General features: G+C 44.9%; 23 protein-coding genes and 2 tRNA genes. 7 read left to right on the forward strand and 18 right to left on the reverse strand.

Annotation, left to right across the window (positions count from 1 at the left end; translation table 11 throughout):
* Positions 1-11: 11 nt before the first annotated feature.
* From aroC to ICN10_RS09430, 3 genes are all read right to left on the reverse strand, one after another.
* Positions 12-1,127, reverse strand: coding sequence for a chorismate synthase (aroC, locus tag ICN10_RS09420; RefSeq protein ID WP_216214896.1), 1,116 nt, complete (start codon positions 1,125-1,127; stop codon positions 12-14).
* A 43-nt stretch (positions 1,128-1,170) separates the two neighbouring features.
* Positions 1,171-1,626, reverse strand: a complete 456-nt coding sequence (locus ICN10_RS09425) for a CBS domain-containing protein (RefSeq protein WP_216214898.1) — start codon at positions 1,624-1,626, stop codon at positions 1,171-1,173.
* A 79-nt stretch (positions 1,627-1,705) separates the two neighbouring features.
* Entirely contained in the window at positions 1,706-2,554 is an 849-nt protein-coding gene (locus ICN10_RS09430; RefSeq protein ID WP_216214900.1) for a YhjD/YihY/BrkB family envelope integrity protein, read from the reverse strand.
* Between the two features lie 22 nt (positions 2,555-2,576).
* Here ICN10_RS09430 and wrbA point away from each other — a divergent pair, with 22 nt between their 5' ends.
* The 4 genes from wrbA (at position 2,577) to ICN10_RS09450 (ending at position 5,285) form a co-directional block, all read left to right on the forward strand.
* Positions 2,577-3,194, forward strand: coding sequence for an NAD(P)H:quinone oxidoreductase (gene wrbA, locus ICN10_RS09435; RefSeq protein WP_216214902.1), 618 nt, complete (start codon positions 2,577-2,579; stop codon positions 3,192-3,194).
* A gap of 8 nt (positions 3,195-3,202) precedes the next feature.
* Positions 3,203-3,589 (forward strand): DUF2069 domain-containing protein, encoded by a 387-nt coding sequence (locus ICN10_RS09440; protein WP_216214904.1) that lies wholly within the window; start codon positions 3,203-3,205, stop codon positions 3,587-3,589.
* Positions 3,590-3,593: 4 nt separating this feature from the next.
* Positions 3,594-5,009, forward strand: coding sequence for an FAD-binding oxidoreductase (locus ICN10_RS09445; protein WP_216214907.1), 1,416 nt, complete (start codon positions 3,594-3,596; stop codon positions 5,007-5,009).
* 90 nt (positions 5,010-5,099) lie between these two features.
* Positions 5,100-5,285, forward strand: a complete 186-nt coding sequence (locus tag ICN10_RS09450; protein ID WP_015420997.1) for a hypothetical protein — start codon at positions 5,100-5,102, stop codon at positions 5,283-5,285.
* Positions 5,286-5,344: 59 nt separating this feature from the next.
* Here ICN10_RS09450 and ICN10_RS09455 read toward each other — a convergent pair whose 3' ends face one another.
* From ICN10_RS09455 to ICN10_RS09480, 6 genes are all read right to left on the reverse strand, one after another.
* Positions 5,345-6,238: an alpha/beta fold hydrolase gene (locus ICN10_RS09455; RefSeq protein WP_216215312.1), complete on the reverse strand. Its 894-nt coding sequence runs from the start codon at positions 6,236-6,238 to the stop codon at positions 5,345-5,347.
* A 52-nt stretch (positions 6,239-6,290) separates the two neighbouring features.
* A complete protein-coding gene (locus ICN10_RS09460; protein ID WP_255536847.1) occupies positions 6,291-6,545 on the reverse strand; it encodes a hypothetical protein in 255 nt (84 codons plus the stop codon).
* Positions 6,546-6,554: 9 nt separating this feature from the next.
* Positions 6,555-7,238, reverse strand: coding sequence for a DUF3313 domain-containing protein (locus tag ICN10_RS09465; RefSeq protein WP_216214909.1), 684 nt, complete (start codon positions 7,236-7,238; stop codon positions 6,555-6,557).
* A gap of 65 nt (positions 7,239-7,303) precedes the next feature.
* Complete coding sequence (locus tag ICN10_RS09470; protein WP_216214911.1) at positions 7,304-7,666, reverse strand: hypothetical protein; 363 nt, start codon at positions 7,664-7,666, stop codon at positions 7,304-7,306.
* A 77-nt stretch (positions 7,667-7,743) separates the two neighbouring features.
* Positions 7,744-7,820, reverse strand: a tRNA-Arg gene (locus tag ICN10_RS09475).
* 38 nt (positions 7,821-7,858) lie between these two features.
* A tRNA-Pro gene (locus ICN10_RS09480) sits at positions 7,859-7,935 on the reverse strand.
* 60 nt (positions 7,936-7,995) lie between these two features.
* On the opposite strand from ICN10_RS09480, the gene ICN10_RS09485 reads away from it, so the two are divergent.
* Both ICN10_RS09485 and ICN10_RS09490 read left to right on the forward strand, forming a co-directional pair.
* Complete coding sequence (locus tag ICN10_RS09485; RefSeq protein ID WP_216214913.1) at positions 7,996-8,364, forward strand: hypothetical protein; 369 nt, start codon at positions 7,996-7,998, stop codon at positions 8,362-8,364.
* A 115-nt stretch (positions 8,365-8,479) separates the two neighbouring features.
* Positions 8,480-10,543 (forward strand): TonB-dependent receptor, encoded by a 2,064-nt coding sequence (locus tag ICN10_RS09490; RefSeq protein ID WP_255536848.1) that lies wholly within the window; start codon positions 8,480-8,482, stop codon positions 10,541-10,543.
* Positions 10,544-10,551: 8 nt separating this feature from the next.
* Here the strand turns inward: ICN10_RS09490 and ICN10_RS09495 are convergent, their stop codons facing one another.
* The 7 genes from ICN10_RS09495 to ICN10_RS09525 all read right to left on the reverse strand — a co-directional run bounded on the left by ICN10_RS09495 (position 10,552) and on the right by ICN10_RS09525 (position 17,512).
* A complete protein-coding gene (locus ICN10_RS09495; RefSeq protein WP_216214916.1) occupies positions 10,552-11,079 on the reverse strand; it encodes a chromate transporter in 528 nt (175 codons plus the stop codon).
* Entirely contained in the window at positions 11,076-11,642 is a 567-nt protein-coding gene (locus ICN10_RS09500) for a chromate transporter (protein ID WP_216214918.1), read from the reverse strand. The genes ICN10_RS09495 and ICN10_RS09500 overlap by 4 nt, the downstream gene beginning before the upstream one ends.
* Positions 11,639-12,466 carry a hypothetical protein gene (locus ICN10_RS09505; protein ID WP_216214920.1) on the reverse strand — a complete coding sequence of 276 codons (828 nt, stop codon included), beginning with the start codon at positions 12,464-12,466 and terminating at the stop codon, positions 11,639-11,641. Before ICN10_RS09505 ends, ICN10_RS09500 begins: the two co-directional genes overlap by 4 nt.
* 98 nt (positions 12,467-12,564) lie before the next feature.
* Positions 12,565-13,908 (reverse strand): phosphoglucosamine mutase, encoded by a 1,344-nt coding sequence (glmM, locus tag ICN10_RS09510; protein WP_216214922.1) that lies wholly within the window; start codon positions 13,906-13,908, stop codon positions 12,565-12,567.
* 17 nt (positions 13,909-13,925) lie between these two features.
* A complete protein-coding gene (folP, locus tag ICN10_RS09515) occupies positions 13,926-14,801 on the reverse strand; it encodes a dihydropteroate synthase (protein WP_216215315.1) in 876 nt (291 codons plus the stop codon).
* A gap of 22 nt (positions 14,802-14,823) precedes the next feature.
* On the reverse strand, positions 14,824-16,701 hold the full coding sequence (ftsH, locus tag ICN10_RS09520; protein ID WP_216214924.1) for an ATP-dependent zinc metalloprotease FtsH: 1,878 nt from the start codon (positions 16,699-16,701) through the stop codon (positions 14,824-14,826).
* Positions 16,702-16,837: 136 nt separating this feature from the next.
* A complete protein-coding gene (locus ICN10_RS09525; protein WP_216214925.1) occupies positions 16,838-17,512 on the reverse strand; it encodes an RlmE family RNA methyltransferase in 675 nt (224 codons plus the stop codon).
* Between the two features lie 126 nt (positions 17,513-17,638).
* Between ICN10_RS09525 and ICN10_RS09530 the strand changes: the two genes are divergently transcribed.
* A complete protein-coding gene (locus ICN10_RS09530) occupies positions 17,639-18,265 on the forward strand; it encodes a YhbY family RNA-binding protein (RefSeq protein ID WP_216214927.1) in 627 nt (208 codons plus the stop codon).
* Positions 18,266-18,292: 27 nt separating this feature from the next.
* Here the strand turns inward: ICN10_RS09530 and ICN10_RS09535 are convergent, their stop codons facing one another.
* Both ICN10_RS09535 and greA read right to left on the reverse strand, forming a co-directional pair.
* Complete coding sequence (locus ICN10_RS09535; protein WP_216214929.1) at positions 18,293-18,766, reverse strand: DUF4149 domain-containing protein; 474 nt, start codon at positions 18,764-18,766, stop codon at positions 18,293-18,295.
* A complete protein-coding gene (greA, locus tag ICN10_RS09540; protein ID WP_068322970.1) occupies positions 18,766-19,242 on the reverse strand; it encodes a transcription elongation factor GreA in 477 nt (158 codons plus the stop codon). Before greA ends, ICN10_RS09535 begins: the two co-directional genes overlap by 1 nt.
* Between the last annotated feature and the right edge of the window lie 39 nt (positions 19,243-19,281).

Below are 19,281 nucleotides of genomic sequence, written 5' to 3' on the forward strand. Positions count from 1 at the left end.
AATTAGCCAAATCAATCGCGAAAAGATCCAGGTTGCGCAGCTGGAATGGATGCAGCAGATGCTAGCACATCAGCGCATTGAGCACGATGGCGAAGAGCATGATCCATCAACACTAGAGCTAGCATTGCCTCGGCAATCGGGGTTGCGCGAATACCAACGCAAGGGTCGTGTCGGCCCTTCGTTTGAACGGTTATGGGTTTGCCATTTAGATCTACTGACTGTTTAGGACTCATAATGCTTGAGGTAGGCTTGATCGCAATGGATACGCGTAAATCCTGCCCAGTACTAATCCCGCCAAGAGTTCCGCCAGAATTGTTCGTAGCAAAACCATCTGGGTGCAACTCATCCCCATGCTCGCTACCACGCTGAGCAACAGATTTAAAGCCGGCACCAATCTCAACACCCTTTACTGCATTAATACCCATCATGGCATGCGCAATATCAGCATCCAACTTATCAAATAATGGCTCGCCTAGACCGACTGGCACATTGCGAGCGCGAACTTCAATACGCGCGCCACAAGAGTCCCCTGCTTTGCGCAGGTCATCCATATATGTCTCAAGCTGAGGAATCATTTCTGCATTTGCAGCAAAGAAAGGATTCTTCTCAATTTCTGCTGCGTCTTTAAATGGAATTTCCAGTTCGCCTAATTGACTCATGTAGCCATAGAACTCAGTGCCATATTTTTCATGCAACCATTTTTTTGCGATCGCTGCTGCAGCTACAACTGGGGCTGTTAAGCGCGCAGAAGATCTTCCGCCACCTCTAGGATCGCGAATGCCATACTTAGTTTGGTATGCATAATCTGCATGACCTGGTCTAAAGGTCTGCAAAATATCGCCATAGTCTTGACTGCGTTGATCAGTATTGCGAATTAATAGTGCGATCGGAGTGCCGGTAGTTTTACCTTCAAACACACCAGAAAGAATTTCAACCTTATCCTCTTCCTTGCGCTGAGTAACGTGTCTTGAAGTGCCTGGCTTACGTCGATCCAAATCGAGCTGAATATCAGCCTCAGAAAGCTCCATACCCGGTGGGCAGCCATCAACCACTGCTCCAATAGCCGGACCATGGGATTCACCAAAAGTGGTGACTGTAAAGAGAAGGCCTAATGTATTTCCTGACATACCGACATTATGTCATTTGTCAGAAAATGATGGTCAGAACGGCTTAAGAAGCTGTTTTTTCGGTATCTTCTGGCCAGTCGCGAATATAGGCTTTGAGCATTGTATTTTCAAAGTCTTGGGCTTCAACTACGGATTTTGCAACGTCATAGAAAGAAATTACGCCCATCAACATCTTTTGATCGACTACCGGCAGATAACGGGCGTGGTCAACCAACATCATGCGACGCACTTCATCAATCTCAGTTTCCATATTGCATGTCAAAGGCTTTTGATTCATAACTGAGCTAACTTGCAATCCCTCAAGCTTGCCATGATGCTTTGCTAATGCGGCAATGACTTCTCGGAAAGTCAGAATGCCAACCAGCTTGTCGTATTCCATGACAACTAGGGAGCCAATATCGTGTTCGCTCATCACCAGAACCGCCGTTTGCAGGGCTGTATCTGGAGCTACCGTAAAAAGGGTGCTGCCCTTAACGCGCAATATGTCACGAACTTTCATTTGATCTCCAAAAAACAATGCATGTATGTGTTCAATATAGACTTAAGACCACCCTGAATCAAGGGTTAAGTCATTACTTTTAGTAACGAATAACCCTAATGAAGCCACTGCGGATTTCAGGAAGATTTGCCACAAGGACTGCACCGGTCAAGGTAATCCACCAGGTCATATAAATCCACATCAAACCCAAGGGGAAGATAGCAAAAGCTCCATAAACCGTCTTATAGAAGGCGGTATTACTCAAGAAAATCGCAAAGCCAAATTTCATTAATTCAAAAGCTAGGGCGGCTACCAAAGCCCCTGTGAAGGCATCGCGCCAAAGTATTTTTGCATATGGCAGCACTTTATAGACAACTGCATAAACCACAATCGCTAAGCAAATGGGTGCAATAGTCGCAACCATTTGAAAGCCAAAAGATACCGCGCTGATCCAACCTTCTGATGCACTAAATAAAACGCCACTGAGGTAGATGCCAATACCTAGAAGTATTGGCCCTAATATTGTTGCGGCACTGTAAATAGCAATTTTTTTGTAGAGCGGTCGACTTTTGTTGACCTTAAAAATTTGATTAAAGGCACCCTCAATCACCGCCAAAGTCATAATTGTGGTGATGATTAGACCCGCCAAACCTACGAATGTTAAGCCCTTGGCCTGTGAAGAAAACTGATCCAAGTAAACAAATACTTGTTGATTGATACCGCCAGGCATATAGGTATCCAATAGCCAGGTTTTAAAGGCATTTTTGACTTGAATAACGCTTGGCAAGTAGCCAATTAACATGGTGGCAATAGTCACCATGGGGACCATTGATAAGGTCGTTGTAAAAGCTAGACTCGCAGCAATTTGCTTTAAATTTTGACCACGATTGCGCTCCCAGATCTCTTTTCCAAGAGAGAGCCATAATTGGGGGTTACGAATGAGGCGCATCGCCGTATCATAAGAGATCAATATGAGCCAACCCGATATTTTAGTTTTGTACTACTCCCGTTATGGTGCAACAAAGGACCTAGCGCGCTTGATAGCCGAGGGCATTGAAAGCGTTCAAGGGGTAAATGCCCGCCTAAGGACAGTTCCCGCTATCTCTACCGTTTGTGAAGCAACGGAAGCCTCCGTGCCTCAAGATGGGGCACCTTATGTGGAGTATTCAGACCTACAGGAGTGCATTGGACTTGCATTAGGGTCCCCTACCCGTTTTGGCAATATGGCAGCCCCCATGAAATACTTTTGGGATGGCAGCTCATCCGAGTGGATGAATGGCGCCTTAATTGGTAAGCCTGCCTGCGTCTTTACCAGCACTGGCAGCATGCATGGCGGACAAGAAAGTACTCTATTGACGATGATGATTCCACTATTTCATCACGGCATGATGTTGATGGGTATCCCATATAGCGAACCGGATCTGATGTCATCCAACACAGGCGGCAGCCCTTACGGCGTTACCCATCTTGCCCATGCAGATGGTCGTGCACCCATCAGTCTTGAAGAACAGCGTTTAGCTAAGGCTCAAGGAAAGCGTTTAGCCGAAACAGCTTTAATGCTGTACCTCAATAAAAAGCAAGGCATTTAAAGCGCATCATGATTAAAAAGATCCTTGATAAGAATCCCTACCTACTCATAGCTACTGCTGCCTTTGTGGATTTATTCATTCTTTGTGTGGCTTGGGAGTGGTTCATCTCGCCCCTACGCCCTGGTGGATCCTGGCTAATACTTAAAGGCATTCCTTTGTTGTTTGCCATTCCCGGCCTATGGAAGGGAAATGTCTACACCATGCAGTGGGCCTCAATGTTGATTTTGCTTTATGTCACTGAAGGCTTAGTGCGCATCCTAGAAACTGGCGCTAACTTCTGGCTTGCCGCGATTGAAACATTAATCGCAACCATTGGCTTTGTTTGCTTGTTAATGTATTTAAAGCCAATTAAAAAAGAGGCCAAAGCTTTAAAAAAGATTTCTGCAGAAAAATAAAGCAATGCAAAACTTCATCAATCAACTATCCGAGGTTCTTGAGTCAAAATATATCTTGACTCAAGATGAAGATAAAGCACCCTACTTAACTGATTGGCGAAAACGATATACCGGAAAAGCGTTTGCTGTTCTATTGCCTAGCACCAGCAATGAAGTTGCAGCAATCGTAAAGTTATGTGCTCAGCACCAAATTGCACTGGTTCCACAAGGTGGGCATACTGGTTTTTGTGGTGGTGCTACTCCAGACAATAGTGGCAAGCAAGTGATACTTAGTCTCAAGCGAATGAAGCAAATTCGCGAGATTGATATCGCAAACCAAACGATTACCCTCGAGGCTGGTTGCATCTTGCAATCCGTACAAGAAAAGGCTGTAGAGAATGGCTATCTTTTCCCGCTTAGTCTTGGTGCTGAGGGTAGCTGCATGATTGGCGGCAACCTCGCAACCAATGCGGGCGGCACTAATGTTTTGCGCTATGGAAACACTCGGGATCTATGCCTGGGGCTTGAAGTAGTCACTGCCAAAGGAGAGATTTGGGACGGTATTAAAGGATTGCGTAAAGACAATACAGGCTATGACTTGCGTGATCTATTCATTGGATCAGAAGGTACTCTTGGCATTATCACGGCAGCAGTTATGAAGCTTTACCCCCTACCCGTTTCGCAATGGACAACCTTAGTTGCTTGCGAGAACATTGCATCGACTATTGCTTTGCTAACTCTCTTTCAAAAACGGGCAAACTCTTTGCTTACGGGTTTTGAAATGATGACTCGAGAATCGCTGGATTTGAATGAAAAGCACTTTCCGCAAATGGCCAATCCTTTGCAAGGAAATCCGCCATATACAGTTTTGATTGAATTGTCGGATCACGAAAGCGAAGAACACGTCAGGCAACTTCTTGAAACCATTCTGGAGGATGCTTTTGAGAAGTCAATTATTAGCGATGCGATAATCGCCAGCAACCTAACTCAAGCTAATTCTTTTTGGCATATGCGTGAACACATCACGCTTGCGCAAGCCGAAGAAGGCGCCAATCTGAAACATGACATCACCATCCCCCTCTCTTCGCTTGATAGCTTTATTCGGGAGACAGATGAATTAATGAGAGAAAAGTTTCTGGGTGTCAGAATCATCAATTTTGGACATCTTGGCGACGGGAATCTGCACTACAACATCGCCCCGCCCTTAGGCGCAGACCCAAAAACCTTTAACGAAACCAATGAAAAGCTCATACATGAGCTGGTCTATGGCCAGGTTGAGAGATGCAAAGGCTCCATCTCTGCGGAACACGGGGTTGGACAGCTCAAATTAGATGGCCTAAGGGCTCACAAGGGCGAGGTTGCTCATGACCTTATGAAAGCCCTCAAAACCGCTCTAGACCCCCAAAATATCCTTAATCCCCATAAAGTTGTCTCCATTTAAGGAAATTAAGTAGTTTTTTGATAAATATTTTGTAATTCATGTCATCTCGACCCCTTTTACATGCGTTGTATGGTCATGGAGGTGACAAATATGTCAACAAGACTCAAACGTTGGGCCCGTGCAATTCAACAGATCGACTTGTCCAAAAGGACGCCTGAAGTAGCGATTGGCTATTTAGATAGCAAATATCGCGATATCGCCTGGCGTTATATCCGCATCCTAGGCTTTGAACGCACTATCAGCTTCATGGCTAGCAACAACTTTCACCCAGAGTGATGTTTAAAAAACCCTAAATAACTGATTTATTTAGGGTTTTTTGTTTTACTTCGATGTTTTTACCTGAAAAAGTCCCTGGCTTCATCTATTAATAGATCCGGGATTTCCTCTGGGATGTAATGACCGCTGGGAACGGCTCTACCTGTGACGTTCGTTGCTACGCTTCGCCAGTCGTCAAGTGGCTTAAAGCACTGATTGACTAGTCCATGCTCCCCCCAAAGCACCTTTAGAGGCATTTTTAATTGATTGCCCGAAGCTCGATCTGAGCGATCGTGAATCAAATCAATTGAGGCTGCAGCGCGATAATCCTCGCACATTGCATGCATGCATTGAGTGTTACTAGCGCCGGCCAAATACTCAGCCCATCTATCAGCAGAAAATATACCCGTACCCGCATGGCGACCCATATGATTTTTTAACCAATACTCTGGGTTTGCACCAATCATCGTTTCAGGCACTGGCTCGGATTGAATTAAGAAGAACCAATGCCAATAGCCTTTTGCAAACGCCATGGTTGAGCCTTCATACATCGTTAATGTGGGAGAAATATCCAGAACCATTAGACGAAGTACGCTCTCAGGAAAATCTAGAGCCAAACGATGAGAAACCCGCCCACCTCTATCGTGCCCAAGCAAAAAGAATTGATCAAATCCCAACGCTTGCATTAGCGAGTGTTGATCTGCCGCCATTGAACGTTTTGAATAAGTGGAATGGTCTGTTTTGCCATGAGGCTTTGAAGATGCGCCATAACCCCTTAGATCAGCAGCGACAACAGTGAAATGTTTCGCCAGCACAGGAGCAACTTGACTCCAAATTGCTTTGGTTTGAGGAAAGCCATGCAATAACAATAAAGGTGGACCGCTACCACCAACTAAATAAGCAATTTCAATTGGACCGTCATCCGATGAAACGGTAATCTTATTTTCTGTAAAACCAGGAAAAGAAACTGCCATCATTCACCCAATAAAAAAGAGCCTCGACAGAGGCTCTTAAGTTTTCACATGATTATCTATTTGCCATTGCCTGAATTTCAGCAACAGTAACATAACCCTTGCCAGAGGAATCAATATAACTAAAGTTGTTATAGATGCGTGGCATACAACCTTTTGCCTCTTCCTTGGTTAGCTTCCCATCTTTATTAGTGTCGCACTTTGCAAAGCGCTCAACAATTTCCTGGTCACGAGATGCTTCATCTGCATGAGCCAATATAGGCGCTGCCAGCAGAAGACTGAGGGCTAAGGCAAAGGATGGCATTTTCATGTGGGCTACTTATTTACCCGTTGGAGTTGGATTGGCTGATGTTTCTAATGCAGTGCGAACTACCTTTTTCGCCATGGCAATGAAAGAATCTGCGGATCCAGCATTTGTGCGGAAGGACTCGCCTTGAATGGTAATTAAACCCTCGCCCAATAGTTGTTTAGATTGACTATCAGTAATTTTACTTTCGACTAAAAGTGCAGGTGTTTTAGCATTAACACCACCGGCATAAGCAGCGGCATTCATAGCCAAACCAATAGGAGTGAAGTTCCAAGGCTGCAAACTGTTTGCTTGGCTTTCTGCGCCAGTAATACCAACTGAAATACGCGCCACTCCTGGACCGGGTTTGGTAACAATGCGAATATTTCCGCGCGAATTTACAGCCTCAACCATCGATTCCTGTAATGCTGCTTTTGCTTTATTAATCAACTCAAGACTGACATCTTTGGTTGCATTTTGATTCAAGTAAATTGGATCAAGAATGACAGCTGTATATGCTCCTGGGTTTACACCAGAAACACGATATCTCCAAACACGCGTGTCGCTATCGCTTGTCGCCATCGGAACCAAGAGGTTGTAATCAGGAAGGAATCCAGATCTCGGCATTGATTCAGTCGCTAGTTTCGGGGCATTGCTACAGGCAGCCAAAGCAAATGCTGCTGCAAAAGAGACCAGCCATACATTCATTTTTTTCATAGCATTTCCATGGGTTTATTGCTTGGTTAGAGAGTTCTAATACAGAAGATCATACCTACTTCAAATTATTCTGGTGCGGGGCAAGGCAATGTTCCACCAGTCTTTTTATGAATCTGAGGCTTGCAATCATATTGAGTGGGATTAATTGTCCTAGGTTCTGGTGCTGCAATGCCTTGAGTAGCTGCTGCAGGAGTGGTGGTGACTGGGCTATTTGCAACAGGCACAGCCTTTGCAGGTGCTAACCCAACGTCTCTATAGAAAGCCTTATCAGATCCGGGGCACGGCATGAGAGCACCTGTTTTTGGATTAACAACATCTTTGCACTGTGGATTGGCTTCAAGTCTAGCTTCCAATTTAGCTGCCGAGCACGCACAAAGCAAAAAAATAAGGCTCAGCAATGAGCAAATCTTGAAGGAAATAATATTCATCGATGCATTCTATGCCACTGCAAACCATATAAAAGGCATTTAGGCCGCAATTTAGAGCATACGATCAAATGAGGGGGTGGCCTGCCCAGCACGATTCGAACGTGCGACCTACGCCTTAGAAGGGCGTTGCTCTATCCAGCTGAGCTATAGGCAGTGAGTACTGGGACTGAAAATCGTAAAACAAAGAGAAAGTGGTCGGAGTACAAGGATTCGAACCTTGGACCCCCTGCTCCCAAAGCAGGTGCGCTACCAGGCTGCGCTACACTCCGACGGAATCGATATTCTACACCGAGAGCGCTATTGCAGGCAAATCCTGTAAGATTCATGCCATGGTTGCCTATTTTTCAAGCAAATTTAAGAAGCAAATTCAAGTTGCCCTGAGCATTGTTTTGCTTGCATTTTGCTTGCTGGGAACCCGCTGGATAGGCCTATCTCATAGCATTTCTCATGCGAATTTCCAAGCCCAAACTGAAATAAGCTCGATTGCGGTTGATGCCGCACCATCTCAAAATCACAATTCAGATGTATGTCATTTATTCGATGCGCTTACCTTGGCTGGATTTGTTGCAACTGATACTGCCACTCCCGCAGTACACAAAAACCATGCCAATCATTCTGGCGGGTTCGATACCTACTACATAGCTCAAGCCTTTATTGAGCACTATCAATCAAGAGCGCCACCAACCCTTCTTTCATAAATCGGTATAGAGGCTAGATCCAGAATCTAGCTAATGATTTATTTGCTTCCATCATTTGGTTGCAAGAATTAAAGGGTTTCAAATGAAGTGTAAGAAATTATTAAAGCGGCGCATTATGTGCGTGCTAGTGGGTGGCATGTTCAGTTCTTATGCCTTTGCACAAAATCAAACTCCCAGTCTTGAGATTACTGCAACTGGCAGTCAAGAAGCTACACAAAGTATTTTGACGCCAACAAAGATACTCCAGGGAGATGAGTTAGCAAACAAATTAGGCGGCACCCTGGGCGCAACATTGGCGAATGAGTTAGGAGTATCAGCAACTGGTTATGGCGCAGGATCATCACGACCCGTGATTCGAGGTCTAGAAGGCTCGCGCGTACAAATTCTGCAAAACGGACTATCAGTCGGGGATGTATCTAATATTTCCCAAGATCATGCTGTTGGTAACAATATGCAAAACACCCATCAAGTAGAGATATTGCGTGGTGCAGCAGCCCTCCTCTATGGCTCGGGCTCTAGCGGCGGTCTTGTAAACGTTGTCAATGACCGAATCTTGACAAATTTACCCGATCGACCAACCGGTGCATTCAATACTAGTTATGAAACTGTAAATAATGGTCGCGCTGGATCCATTGAAGTTGATGGGGCCATTGGATCAGTTGCCGTTCACGTGGATACCGCAATCAATAACGCAAATAATTATTCAATTCCTGGCAGCTCCACACAATCACAAGGTGAGCCTGTCGGTGGTTGGACAGTTCCACCAGAAGGAAATGGTGGCAATAATTACACTGGGAAATTACCCAATACTTTTAGCAATCAAAATAATTTAGGTATCGGTGTTTCATATATTGGTAAATCTGGGTACACCGGCGTTTCTGTCGAGCGACTAAATAATAACTATGGAATTCCAACGCCCGAAGGTGGATCAATAAACCAGTCACAAAATCGTTATGACTTGCAGCACCAAACACGTGACCCATTTAGCGGATTCTCATCATTTAAATTCAGCGCCGCAAACTCCAATTACAACCACACAGAATTTAATAATGCAGGCGAAGCAGCTGCCCTTTGGAAAAATTTAGCAAATGAAGCGCGGTTCGAGCTAACTCATAACCCCCTACTTGGCTGGAAAGGTACGTTTGGCGCTCAAGTAACAGCTGCGTCCTTAAATGCTACAGAGGTAGGCACTGGAAGTTATGCAATTGTTCCCCCTACCAAAACAAATTCCAATGCCCTATTTTGGATTGAGGAAGGCAAATGGAATAGTCTGCAAGGCAGTCTTGGCCTGAGATACAACAAAGTGGCTCAAAATCCCAACACAGCCACAACCCTAGAGGCTCAAGACACAACTGCTGGCACCCTTACACCGGGAATTACTTTGCAAGACCGTAATTTCAATTTGATGTCTTATTCGGCTGGCGGTCTATGGAATTTTATGCAAGGTCATGGATTGGGTGTGGCATACACAGTTTCCCAACGTGCTCCAAGTGCACAAGAGCTGTACTCTTATGGCGCTCATGAATCAACGGCAACATTTGATATTGGCAACCCTAATTTAAGCAAGGAAGTCTCCAACAATCTGGAGTTCAACTTTCAAAAGAGTTTAGGCATTCTTCGTAGCAAAGCTAGTATCTATGCCAATCGTTTTAATAACTATATTTACGGCTACTACACAGGAAATGCCATCAATAATGGTGGCCAGGAAGGCGACGGTTTTAGCGTTGTGACTGCACAGCAAGCTGCCGCAACCATTAAAGGTATCGAAGGTGAAATTACCTATAACTGGCGAGAGCCAGGTCTTGGAGGCAGGATCTTTGGCGACGCCTCTCAGGGAACGTTTGATGCCGGAGGAAACCTTCCATTGCAACCAGCACCTCGACTAGGTGCTGAAATTGCTCATCAAAGAGATGGCTGGCTCACGAATGCTAGCTACATCTATAGCTATCAACAAAATCGTTTAGCAAGCTGGGAACAAGGGCCAGCTCCAAGCTACAACCTATTGAATGCCGGAATCTCTTATACGGAGAAAATTAAGGACGTCAATTGGACTGTGTATATGAACCTCAAGAATTTACTCAATGAGCAAATTCGGTACGCCACCACGCCAATGGCTGTCAGGCTTTATGCCCCCCAACCCGGAAGAAGCCTAATGGTTGGCCTACGAGGAACCTTCTAAGTTTTTAGCTAGCTCAAATAAGTCATCAGCAATGCTCCAAACCCTCCAGAACCAAGAATAAGCCAGACCGGATTAATCTTGGTTCTCAGGATAAGGAAAAAAGTGATTAAGCTAAGAGTCATGGTAATCGGGCTAATGATCGATGCCTTACCCACTGCGTAGACTCCGGATGCCATTAAGCCGATAGAAATCGGCTCTAATGCATTCTGAATCGTTCGTCGCCAAGGGCTCTCACCAAACCGATTCCATAGCCTGCCGATGTAAAAGCACAGAACGCTAGAAGGCAAAAAGAAAGAAAGCAAAACAATGCCAGCGCCCAAGAGGCCGGCTATTTGGTAGCCAATCACCAAGACCATCAACATATTGGGTCCAGGTGCTAATTGACCAAAACTATAGATATGAACAAATTGGGTGTGGTCTATTCCAAAACGATGGGATAGTAGTGACTGCATTTCTGGTAAGACTGCAGTGCCTCCCCCTACCGCCAAAAGCGATAGTAAAGAAAAACTTAGGGCTAGATTGATTAAAAGACTCATACACCCTTACCTGGTCGATAAAGATAGATAGCAATAGGCGCCATGATGAGGAGAACCAGTGGTAAAGATAACTTAGCAACGCTCATCAGCAAGAAGGTCGCAATAATAATGAAGAGCGATTTGAGATGTCGCCAATTACTACCGCCGATTCGATAAGTAATCGCCGCTAGCAAGCCACTTGCTGCAGCTGCAATGCCAATCAAAACCAAATTAGCCAGCGGATGGTCAGAGGCATTTGCGTAAAGAACACCCATGCCCAATACAAATAAGCCACCCGGCAAAATTAAACCCAGTGTTGCAGTAACGGCACCTAAGACGCCGCGCAAATGATCCCCGGATAAGACAGCCATATTGACTGAATTAAGTCCTGGCATGGTTTGGCTAATAGCTAGATAAGCCATGAATTCATCCGGTGAAAGCCACTTGCGCTTTTCTACTAAAAGAATGCGCTCATAAGCAATAATGCCCCCACCAAAGCTTACAGCTCCAATAATTAAAAATTGAAAAAAAAGGTCGTAAAGACTGGGTGGATTGCTTGACTCAACTGAATACGAAGAGCTCATTCAGGCTTTCCGTAAATCAATGCAGTTTTAGTGCTTCCTATCTCCAGCCAATCAGCTAATTCAATTTGTAACTTTTTAAAAAACTTATCAGCGCGCTTATGAGCCTTAAGTTGGGAGCGATTTTCATCATTTACTCTGTACGAAAAGGCTAGCTCTCCAACAATGGGGTCTCCAGCTGTTTTCATCCAAATAGCAATCTCACAGTGAGCCTGAACACCATCACCAAAAACTAAATTACCCAATGGCAAACAAGCCTCCAGAATCTTATTGCTAGGTCCGCCAACTATATTTACAGGGGTATTCTTATCAATGGATAGAGTTGCTATGCCGGGGAAAAATTTACAAATACTACTTAGGGTCCTGTCAAATAAATCATCAATCGGAATGGCATCTAATATTGCATTATTTGAAAATATTTGGCGACGAGATCCTAAAGAATCGCCGCGTAAAATTTCCTCTTTAAATCGTGATCTCGATTTAATTTTCTTTTGAGGCTGCGGATTAAAGTTGGATGCATGATCCATATCATGGGTTCTACACTTGAGGGTAACTTCTGCATAATCATCAACCCAGACATTCTGCCGCGATTCACGTACTCGTAAAATAATATTATTTTGACGCAAATCCTCTCCAGGTGTGTCATAAAAATAAATATTACGCAACCCGGTATTTGCGTTATCAAGATGAAAAAAATTAACCTTACTTTTTTTGCAGAATTTAATTATTTGCTGGCTAAGAGCTAATATTCTGGCGTGACGATCAAGACCCTTGGGTTTAATTAGGAGCTTAAATTCTCTATTAGTAATAGATGGGTGCATTTTCATAAAAACCTTTCTAAAGCCTGAGCTTATCTCCATCCGGTCACATCTAAATCTTAATAAATTATGATTTATCGTGAAAACAATTTACAACATTGATTCTATTAAGCAGTTGGCACTAAATCAGCAATACTTTTGGCGGCGTTCATGGCTAGCGCGCCATCCTTAGTCTCCACCATCACACGCAATAAAGGTTCGGTACCAGAAGCGCGAATTAAGACCCTACCGATATCTTTGAGATTATTCTCAACCAAAGAAATTTGTTTTTTAAGGGCCTCATCAGACTTCCAGTCGTAGCCAGGCTTAAACCTGACATTTAGGAGTACTTGAGGAAAAATGCTAACTTCATCCAACAGCTGCGCAAGGCTCATCTTGGATTGACTCATTACAGTTAACACCTGTAGCGCTGCGATGGTGCCATCACCTGTTGAATGGCGATCTAAGCAAAGTAAATGGCCAGAGCCTTCTCCACCGACATGCCAGCCATTCTTTTTGAGAACCTCTAAAACATAGCGATCGCCAACATTGGCACGCTCAAATCCAATGCCGAGCTCTTTGATGGCATTTTCAACGGCCAGATTGGTCATCAATGTGCCAACGACACCACCAACCTTGTCGCCACGGTCAACGCGATCTTTTGCCAACACATAAAGCAACTCATCACCATTGAACAATCTACCGGATGAATCAACCATTTGCAAGCGATCAGCATCTCCATCCAAGGCTATGCCAATATCAGCTTTTACTTCCTGAACTTTTGCAATCAAAGCTGCAGGCGCGGTAGCACCGCAACCATCATTAATGTTTCGACCGTTGGGATGAACGCCTATAGAGATTACTTCAGCACCCAACTCATGGAAAACATGTGGAGCGGTATGATAGGCAGCCCCGTTAGCGCAATCAACTACGATCTTCAATCCCTTTAAATTAAGGTGACCAGGAACAGTTGATTTACAAAACTCAATATATCTACCTGCCGCATCATCTAAGCGAAAAGCCTTACCCAAATCTTTAGAGCTTACGCAGCCGATTGGGTTTTCTAACTCTTTTTCGATAGCAAACTCAAAGTCATCTGAAAATTTATCCCCTTCTGCAGAGAAAAATTTAATGCCGTTATCTTGATAGGGATTGTGAGAGGCAGAAATTACCAATCCTGCAGACAAGCGTAAGGCTCTAGTGAGATAAGCAACTCCTGGTGTTGGTATGGGGCCGCAAAGCATCACATCCACGCCAGCAGCTGCAAATCCTGCCTCCAATGCCGCCTCCAACAAGTATCCAGAAACGCGGGTATCTTTACCGATCAAAACCTTGCAACGTTCGCCTGGCTTAGCATTGCGCGTCAACACCTTGCCAGCCGCATAACCCAAGCGAGTCATAAATTCTGGAACGATAGGAAATTGGCCTACCTCTCCTCGGATTCCGTCGGTGCCAAAGTATTGTTTTTTCATATGATTAATTATAAAACTTAGGCAGACATATCTACTTGAATGGCTTCCCATAGTTTTAGAGCATCAACCGTCTCGGCTACGTCGTGAACCCGAACAATAGTGGCTCCACGATCTGCCGCCATAATGGCCGCAGCAATGCTGGGGGCCACTCGGTCATTAGTGTCCTTACCGGTTATTTTGCCAATCATGGATTTGCGAGAGATACCTGCCAATACAGGAAGCCCCAATGATGAAAATTCAGCAAAATTAGTCAACATATTGAGGTTGTGCGCCAGACTCTTACCAAATCCAAAGCCTGGATCAATAGCAATGCGATCGCTTGCAATGCCAGAAGAAATTAAGAAGTCAGCTCGATCTTTTAGAAACTGTTTTACTTCGGCAATTACATTGATGTATTCAGGATTAAATTGCATCGTTTGAGGATCGCGTTGCATATGCATCAATACAATGCCGCAATTTTGACTTTCCAATACAGCGTCAACAGCGCCACTTTGTCTAAGTGCCCAAATATCATTGACGCAATCCACACCCGCATGAAGTGCTTGCCGCATTGTTTCTGACTTGTAGGTATCGATTGAAAGCGGAACTCCGCAATCTTTGAGCGCCTCAATTACAGGGAGCACCCTATCAAGCTCTTCTTGGAGTCCAACGGGTTCTGCACCAGGTCTGGTTGATTCGCCGCCGATATCAATGAGATCAACACCATCAGCAAGCATGCGTTCAGCTTGTGCAATTGCATCTTTAGGGGATCTAAATTTACCGCCATCTGAAAATGAATCTGGCGTGGCATTCAGAATGCCCATGACTATTGGGCGATTACGTTTAGCAAAATCAAAAAGAAAACGCCCACAACACCATGTTGTGGGCTTAGTTTGAATGCTTTGATTTAGCATCAAAGGCTAAAGCAATTCCTATTTATGCCGTTGCCGGCGCACTACCGGTAGCGGGACCAGGCGTGCCAGCTGAATTACCAAACTGGGTTGCTGGCGGGGGCTTAGGTGACCGTGGTGGACGACCTTCCATAATGTCAGTGATCTGCTCTGCATCAAGTGTTTCCCACTCAAGCAATGCGGCAACCATAGCCTCAACCTTGTCACGATTTTGCTCCAAGATTGATCTCGCTAAAGCATATTGACTATCAATCAGCGTACGAATTTCTGCGTCCACTTTTTGTTGAGTCAATTCAGAGACGGTCTTAGTACTATTGCGACCAAAAATACTTTCAGATTCGGTATCAACATAAACCATCGTGCCTAAGCTATCGCTCATGCCATAACGAGTAACCATATCGCGAGCCATCTTAGTTGCACGCTCAAAGTCATTTGATGCTCCTGTACTCATGGAGTGCAAGAAAACCTCTTCAGCAGCACGGCCGCCAAACAGAATGGCCAACTCTTCCAACATGCGATCTTTATAAAGGTTCACGCGATCGAATTCAGGAAGTTGCCAAGTAACACCCAGTGCCATGCCACGAGGCATGATGGTGACCTTGTGCACAGGATCAGCTTTAGGCAACACTTTGGCTACTACAGCATGGCCAGACTCGTGATAGGCCGTATTGCGGCGCTCTTCTTCACGCATCACAGCAGATTTGCGCTCAGGACCCATATAGATCTTGTCTTTAGCGTCCTCAAAGTCCTTCATATCTACCGAGCGCTTATTGCGACGCGCAGCAAACAATGCAGCTTCATTGACTAAGTTTGCTAAGTCGGCACCAGAGAAGCCAGGTGTTCCGCGCGCTAATACAGCCGCATTTACATCAGGATCGATAGGAACCTTACGCATATGCACTTGCAAGATCTGCTCGCGACCACGAATGTCAGGCAAGCCAACATGAACTTGACGATCAAAACGACCAGGACGGAGTAATGCTTTATCCAATACATCAGAGCGGTTGGTTGCAGCAACAACGATCACGCCGCTATTACTCTCGAAACCATCCATCTCAACCAACATTTGATTCAATGTTTGCTCACGCTCATCGTTGCCGCCACCCATACCGGCGCCGCGATGACGACCAACTGCATCAATCTCATCAATAAAGATGATGCAAGGAGAATTTTTCTTGGCATTTTCAAACATGTCACGTACACGTGAAGCACCAACACCAACAAACATTTCTACGAAATCAGAACCTGAAATCGAAAAGAACGGAACTTTTGCTTCGCCAGCAATGGCACGTGCCAAAAGGGTTTTGCCGGTACCTGGAGGACCAACAAGCAACACGCCATGAGGAATGCGACCACCCAGTTTTTGGAATTTCTGAGGATCTTTTAAGAAATCTACTAATTCAAAGACTTCCTCTTTTGCCTCATCGCAACCAGCAACATCAGCAAAAGTAACTGTATTGCTGTTCTCATCAATCAAACGCGCTTTTGATTTGCCAAATGAGAATGCGCCGCCCTTGCCTCCACCCTGCATTTGACGCATCATGAAAAACCAGAAGCCAATAATTAAGAGAGTTGGCCCAAGGTAGTACAAAGCAGAGACCAACATATTTGGCTCATCGTCCGCCTTACCAGTAACTTGAACTCCATACTTCATGAGATCACCTACCATCCAGATATCGCCTGGAGAGGTGATGGAATATTTAGCACCATCAGCGGGCGTCACTTGTAATGTGCGACCTTGCACATCAACGCGCTTTACTTTTCCGGCTTTAGCGTCATCCATGAACTGTGAATAGGTGACCTGAGTTTGGTCCTTAGGCTTATCAAACTGCTTGAAAACAGTAAAAAGCACTAAGCCCACAATGAGCCACACACCGATTTTTTGGAACATATTGCTGTTCAAAATGAGTCCTTTTCTGGATTGATCCAGGAGTTAAAGCAAATCGCTTCCTAAGTATTTGATTCTACTACCACCCTTTTTCAAGAGCTAATGGCATATTTATTTAATAAACCCCCTACAAATTCAGGGTTTTTGGTCATTATTTGGGTGGTTTGAGGTTTCTTCCAAGTAGGAATATCTCTGAAGAACGGGCTCTTGATGCCTTAGGTTTGCGAGGGCCTACGGTTTTAAACACCTTTTTAAAGGATTCGACAATCTGGCTATAGCCACTACCGTTAAAGCACTTGATTAATAAAGCACCCTCAGGCTTAAGATGCGCCACAGCAAAATCTAAGGCTATTTCAGCCAAAAAGGCCATTCTGGCGGCATCAGCAACGCCAACACCAGATAAATTAGGGGCCATGTCCGAAAGGACTAAATCCACTTTTCCTTCGGCCTCTTTAGGCAATAAGGCCTCAAGCGCAGCAAGCCCCTCATCCTCACGAAAATCACCCTGAATAAAGCTCACATCCGCAATATCTTCCATGGGCAATATATCAATCGCAATAATTTGACCATCTGGTTTGCCGGACTCAATTTTCGGATTGCTTTTACCAAGCTCAGTTAGGCGATTGCGGGTGTACTGAGACCAGCTCCCAGGGGCGCTACCCAAATCGACAATGGTCATGCCTGCTTTGATGAGATGATCTTGCTCGTCAATTTCGCTGAGCTTGTAAACCGCTCTAGCGCGATAGCCCTCCTTTTGAGCCATCTTCACATATGGATCAGTTAAATGATCCTGCAACCAACTTTTATTAAATTTATTCTTTGCCACAACTTACCCACTTTCGCCCTCTATTTTCCTAGTTTCTTCCAGCTAAAGCAAAAGGAATCTAGAAAAAAAGCGCTAAATTGGCTTTATTCGACTGATTTTGTTGGTGAATGCTCTATCATCAAGCCCATGACTGCACTCATCCTTACCCCCGCACAACGCAAATCCCTCAAAGCTGACGCACATGATTTAAGTCCTGTGGTGATGGTCGGCGGTGATGGCTTAACTCCTGCTGTTATCAAAGAAGCAAAATTAGCCATCAATCATCATGGTTTGATTAAGATTCGCGTTTTTGGTGATGACCGTGAGGCTCGTACTGCAATCTATGAAGAGCTCTGCGATAAATTAGATGCCGCTCCAGTACAACATATCGGCAAATTATTAGTGCTATGGAAACCAAAAGATGCTGTTGATGAAGCATTTAGTAATTTAGGTCGATCAAGCAAGCAGACTAAAAAAACTTTGCAAGCGCCTCGCACTAAGCGTCAGCCAAATCGCACTGCAACTAAAACTGGTGTTCGTACTAGCACTTCCGAAAGATCGGATCGTCGCTCCGCATCTAACAAGTCACCATTTGAACGTGCGGCTGCAGTGAAGTCCGCCACGCCAAAGAAGAGAGTTTTGCGCTCCGAAGCTGCAGAATCCAAAATTGGCTGGTCTTCGCCTGGTTACAGAAAAGCTACTGCAGCGCCAGCTCCCATTAAGAAACGTAAAGTACGTATGAGTAGCACTAAGAAAAAATCTTTGGGCTCGTAAGACTTCTTTTGATTCGTTAAAGCGCCGCTAGTCGGCGTTTTTTGTTGTGCGCCACACTAAGACGATGCCCAGCAAAGTTTGGAGCATGTAGATTGCGCTTGAAACGCCATGTAAGCGACCAAAAAGAACAGCATGAGTGGATTCGCGGACAGACAAACCTAAATACAAAGCTTGGTCTCGCAAAGAATTCATCCAGGGAATAATGATAAAAGCCGCAGCTATTGCGCATGCCAGCATCCCTAGCAATATCCAGCGATCTAATCGATATTGAGACTTACCTAAGCGTACAAAGTAATTGGCAAGCACCATCAGAACAATACTTGTTAGGACGCTTATGTATGCGGTTGATTTAAATAAGCTTGCCGCGACGATTCCAGCGACCTGGCGATCCCCTAGACTCGAAAAGAGCGTCGGTACAACAAGAAATCCAATCGATAATAAACCGCCAACCCAGAGACCCGAAAGCAGGTTAAAAATTCTCTGGGCAAATGTTGGAATCATTAAACGTAGCGAACGGCCAATATTTCAACTTCGCGGTTACCACCCGGGGCTTGAACGGCAACAACGTCTCCCTCTTCCTTGCTAATTAATGCGCGCGCAATTGGCGAACTAATAGAAATCTTATTTAAAGCGATATCAGCCTCGTCATCACCCACAATTTGATAGGTCAACTTCGTGCCATCTTCAAGATCTTCGAGGTCAACGGTAGCGCCAAATACGACACGCCCAGTAACGTCAAGAGAAGAAGGGTCAATAATCTGGGCTGCAGACAGCTTACCTTCTAGCTCTTGAATGCGACCTTCAATAAAGCCCTGCTTTTCTTTGGCGGCATCATATTCTGCATTCTCAGAAAGATCGCCCTGAGCGCGAGCCTCAGAAATAGCAATAATGACTGCAGGACGCTCAACATGCTTTAAGCGGTGCAGCTCCTCCTTAAGAAGTTCTGCGCCGCGTTTAGTGATTGGAATTGTGCTCATGCTGCTTACCTAACTTAAAATCTTGCGCAAAATTACGCA

It is taken from the genome of Polynucleobacter sp. 86C-FISCH (genome assembly GCF_018882415.1).
Lineage (GTDB): Bacteria > Pseudomonadota > Gammaproteobacteria > Burkholderiales > Burkholderiaceae > Polynucleobacter.

Coding starts and splice junctions, on each gene's coding strand:
- ICN10_RS09430 (WP_216214900.1), bottom strand. CDS start 2,554: ATGCGCCTCATTCGTAACCCCCAATTATGGCTCTCTCTTGGAAAAGAG.
- ICN10_RS09450 (WP_015420997.1), top strand. CDS start 5,100: ATGTCAACAAGACTCAAACGTTGGGCCCGTGCAATTCAACAGATCGAC.
- ICN10_RS09485 (WP_216214913.1), top strand. CDS start 7,996: ATGGTTGCCTATTTTTCAAGCAAATTTAAGAAGCAAATTCAAGTTGCC.
- wrbA (WP_216214902.1), top strand. CDS start 2,577: ATGAGCCAACCCGATATTTTAGTTTTGTACTACTCCCGTTATGGTGCA.
- ICN10_RS09505 (WP_216214920.1), bottom strand. CDS start 12,466: ATGAAAATGCACCCATCTATTACTAATAGAGAATTTAAGCTCCTAATT.
- glmM (WP_216214922.1), bottom strand. CDS start 13,908: ATGAAAAAACAATACTTTGGCACCGACGGAATCCGAGGAGAGGTAGGC.
- folP (WP_216215315.1), bottom strand. CDS start 14,801: ATGCTAAATCAAAGCATTCAAACTAAGCCCACAACATGGTGTTGTGGG.
- ICN10_RS09445 (WP_216214907.1), top strand. CDS start 3,594: ATGCAAAACTTCATCAATCAACTATCCGAGGTTCTTGAGTCAAAATAT.
- ICN10_RS09490 (WP_255536848.1), top strand. CDS start 8,480: ATGTGCGTGCTAGTGGGTGGCATGTTCAGTTCTTATGCCTTTGCACAA.
- ICN10_RS09530 (WP_216214927.1), top strand. CDS start 17,639: ATGACTGCACTCATCCTTACCCCCGCACAACGCAAATCCCTCAAAGCT.
- ICN10_RS09425 (WP_216214898.1), bottom strand. CDS start 1,626: ATGAAAGTTCGTGACATATTGCGCGTTAAGGGCAGCACCCTTTTTACG.
- ICN10_RS09465 (WP_216214909.1), bottom strand. CDS start 7,238: ATGAAAAAAATGAATGTATGGCTGGTCTCTTTTGCAGCAGCATTTGCT.
- ICN10_RS09495 (WP_216214916.1), bottom strand. CDS start 11,079: ATGAGTCTTTTAATCAATCTAGCCCTAAGTTTTTCTTTACTATCGCTT.
- ICN10_RS09440 (WP_216214904.1), top strand. CDS start 3,203: ATGATTAAAAAGATCCTTGATAAGAATCCCTACCTACTCATAGCTACT.
- aroC (WP_216214896.1), bottom strand. CDS start 1,127: ATGTCAGGAAATACATTAGGCCTTCTCTTTACAGTCACCACTTTTGGT.
- ICN10_RS09500 (WP_216214918.1), bottom strand. CDS start 11,642: ATGAGCTCTTCGTATTCAGTTGAGTCAAGCAATCCACCCAGTCTTTAC.
- ICN10_RS09455 (WP_216215312.1), bottom strand. CDS start 6,238: ATGGCAGTTTCTTTTCCTGGTTTTACAGAAAATAAGATTACCGTTTCA.
- ICN10_RS09535 (WP_216214929.1), bottom strand. CDS start 18,766: ATGATTCCAACATTTGCCCAGAGAATTTTTAACCTGCTTTCGGGTCTC.
- ICN10_RS09460 (WP_255536847.1), bottom strand. CDS start 6,545: ATGAAAATGCCATCCTTTGCCTTAGCCCTCAGTCTTCTGCTGGCAGCG.
- greA (WP_068322970.1), bottom strand. CDS start 19,242: ATGAGCACAATTCCAATCACTAAACGCGGCGCAGAACTTCTTAAGGAG.
- ICN10_RS09470 (WP_216214911.1), bottom strand. CDS start 7,666: ATGAATATTATTTCCTTCAAGATTTGCTCATTGCTGAGCCTTATTTTT.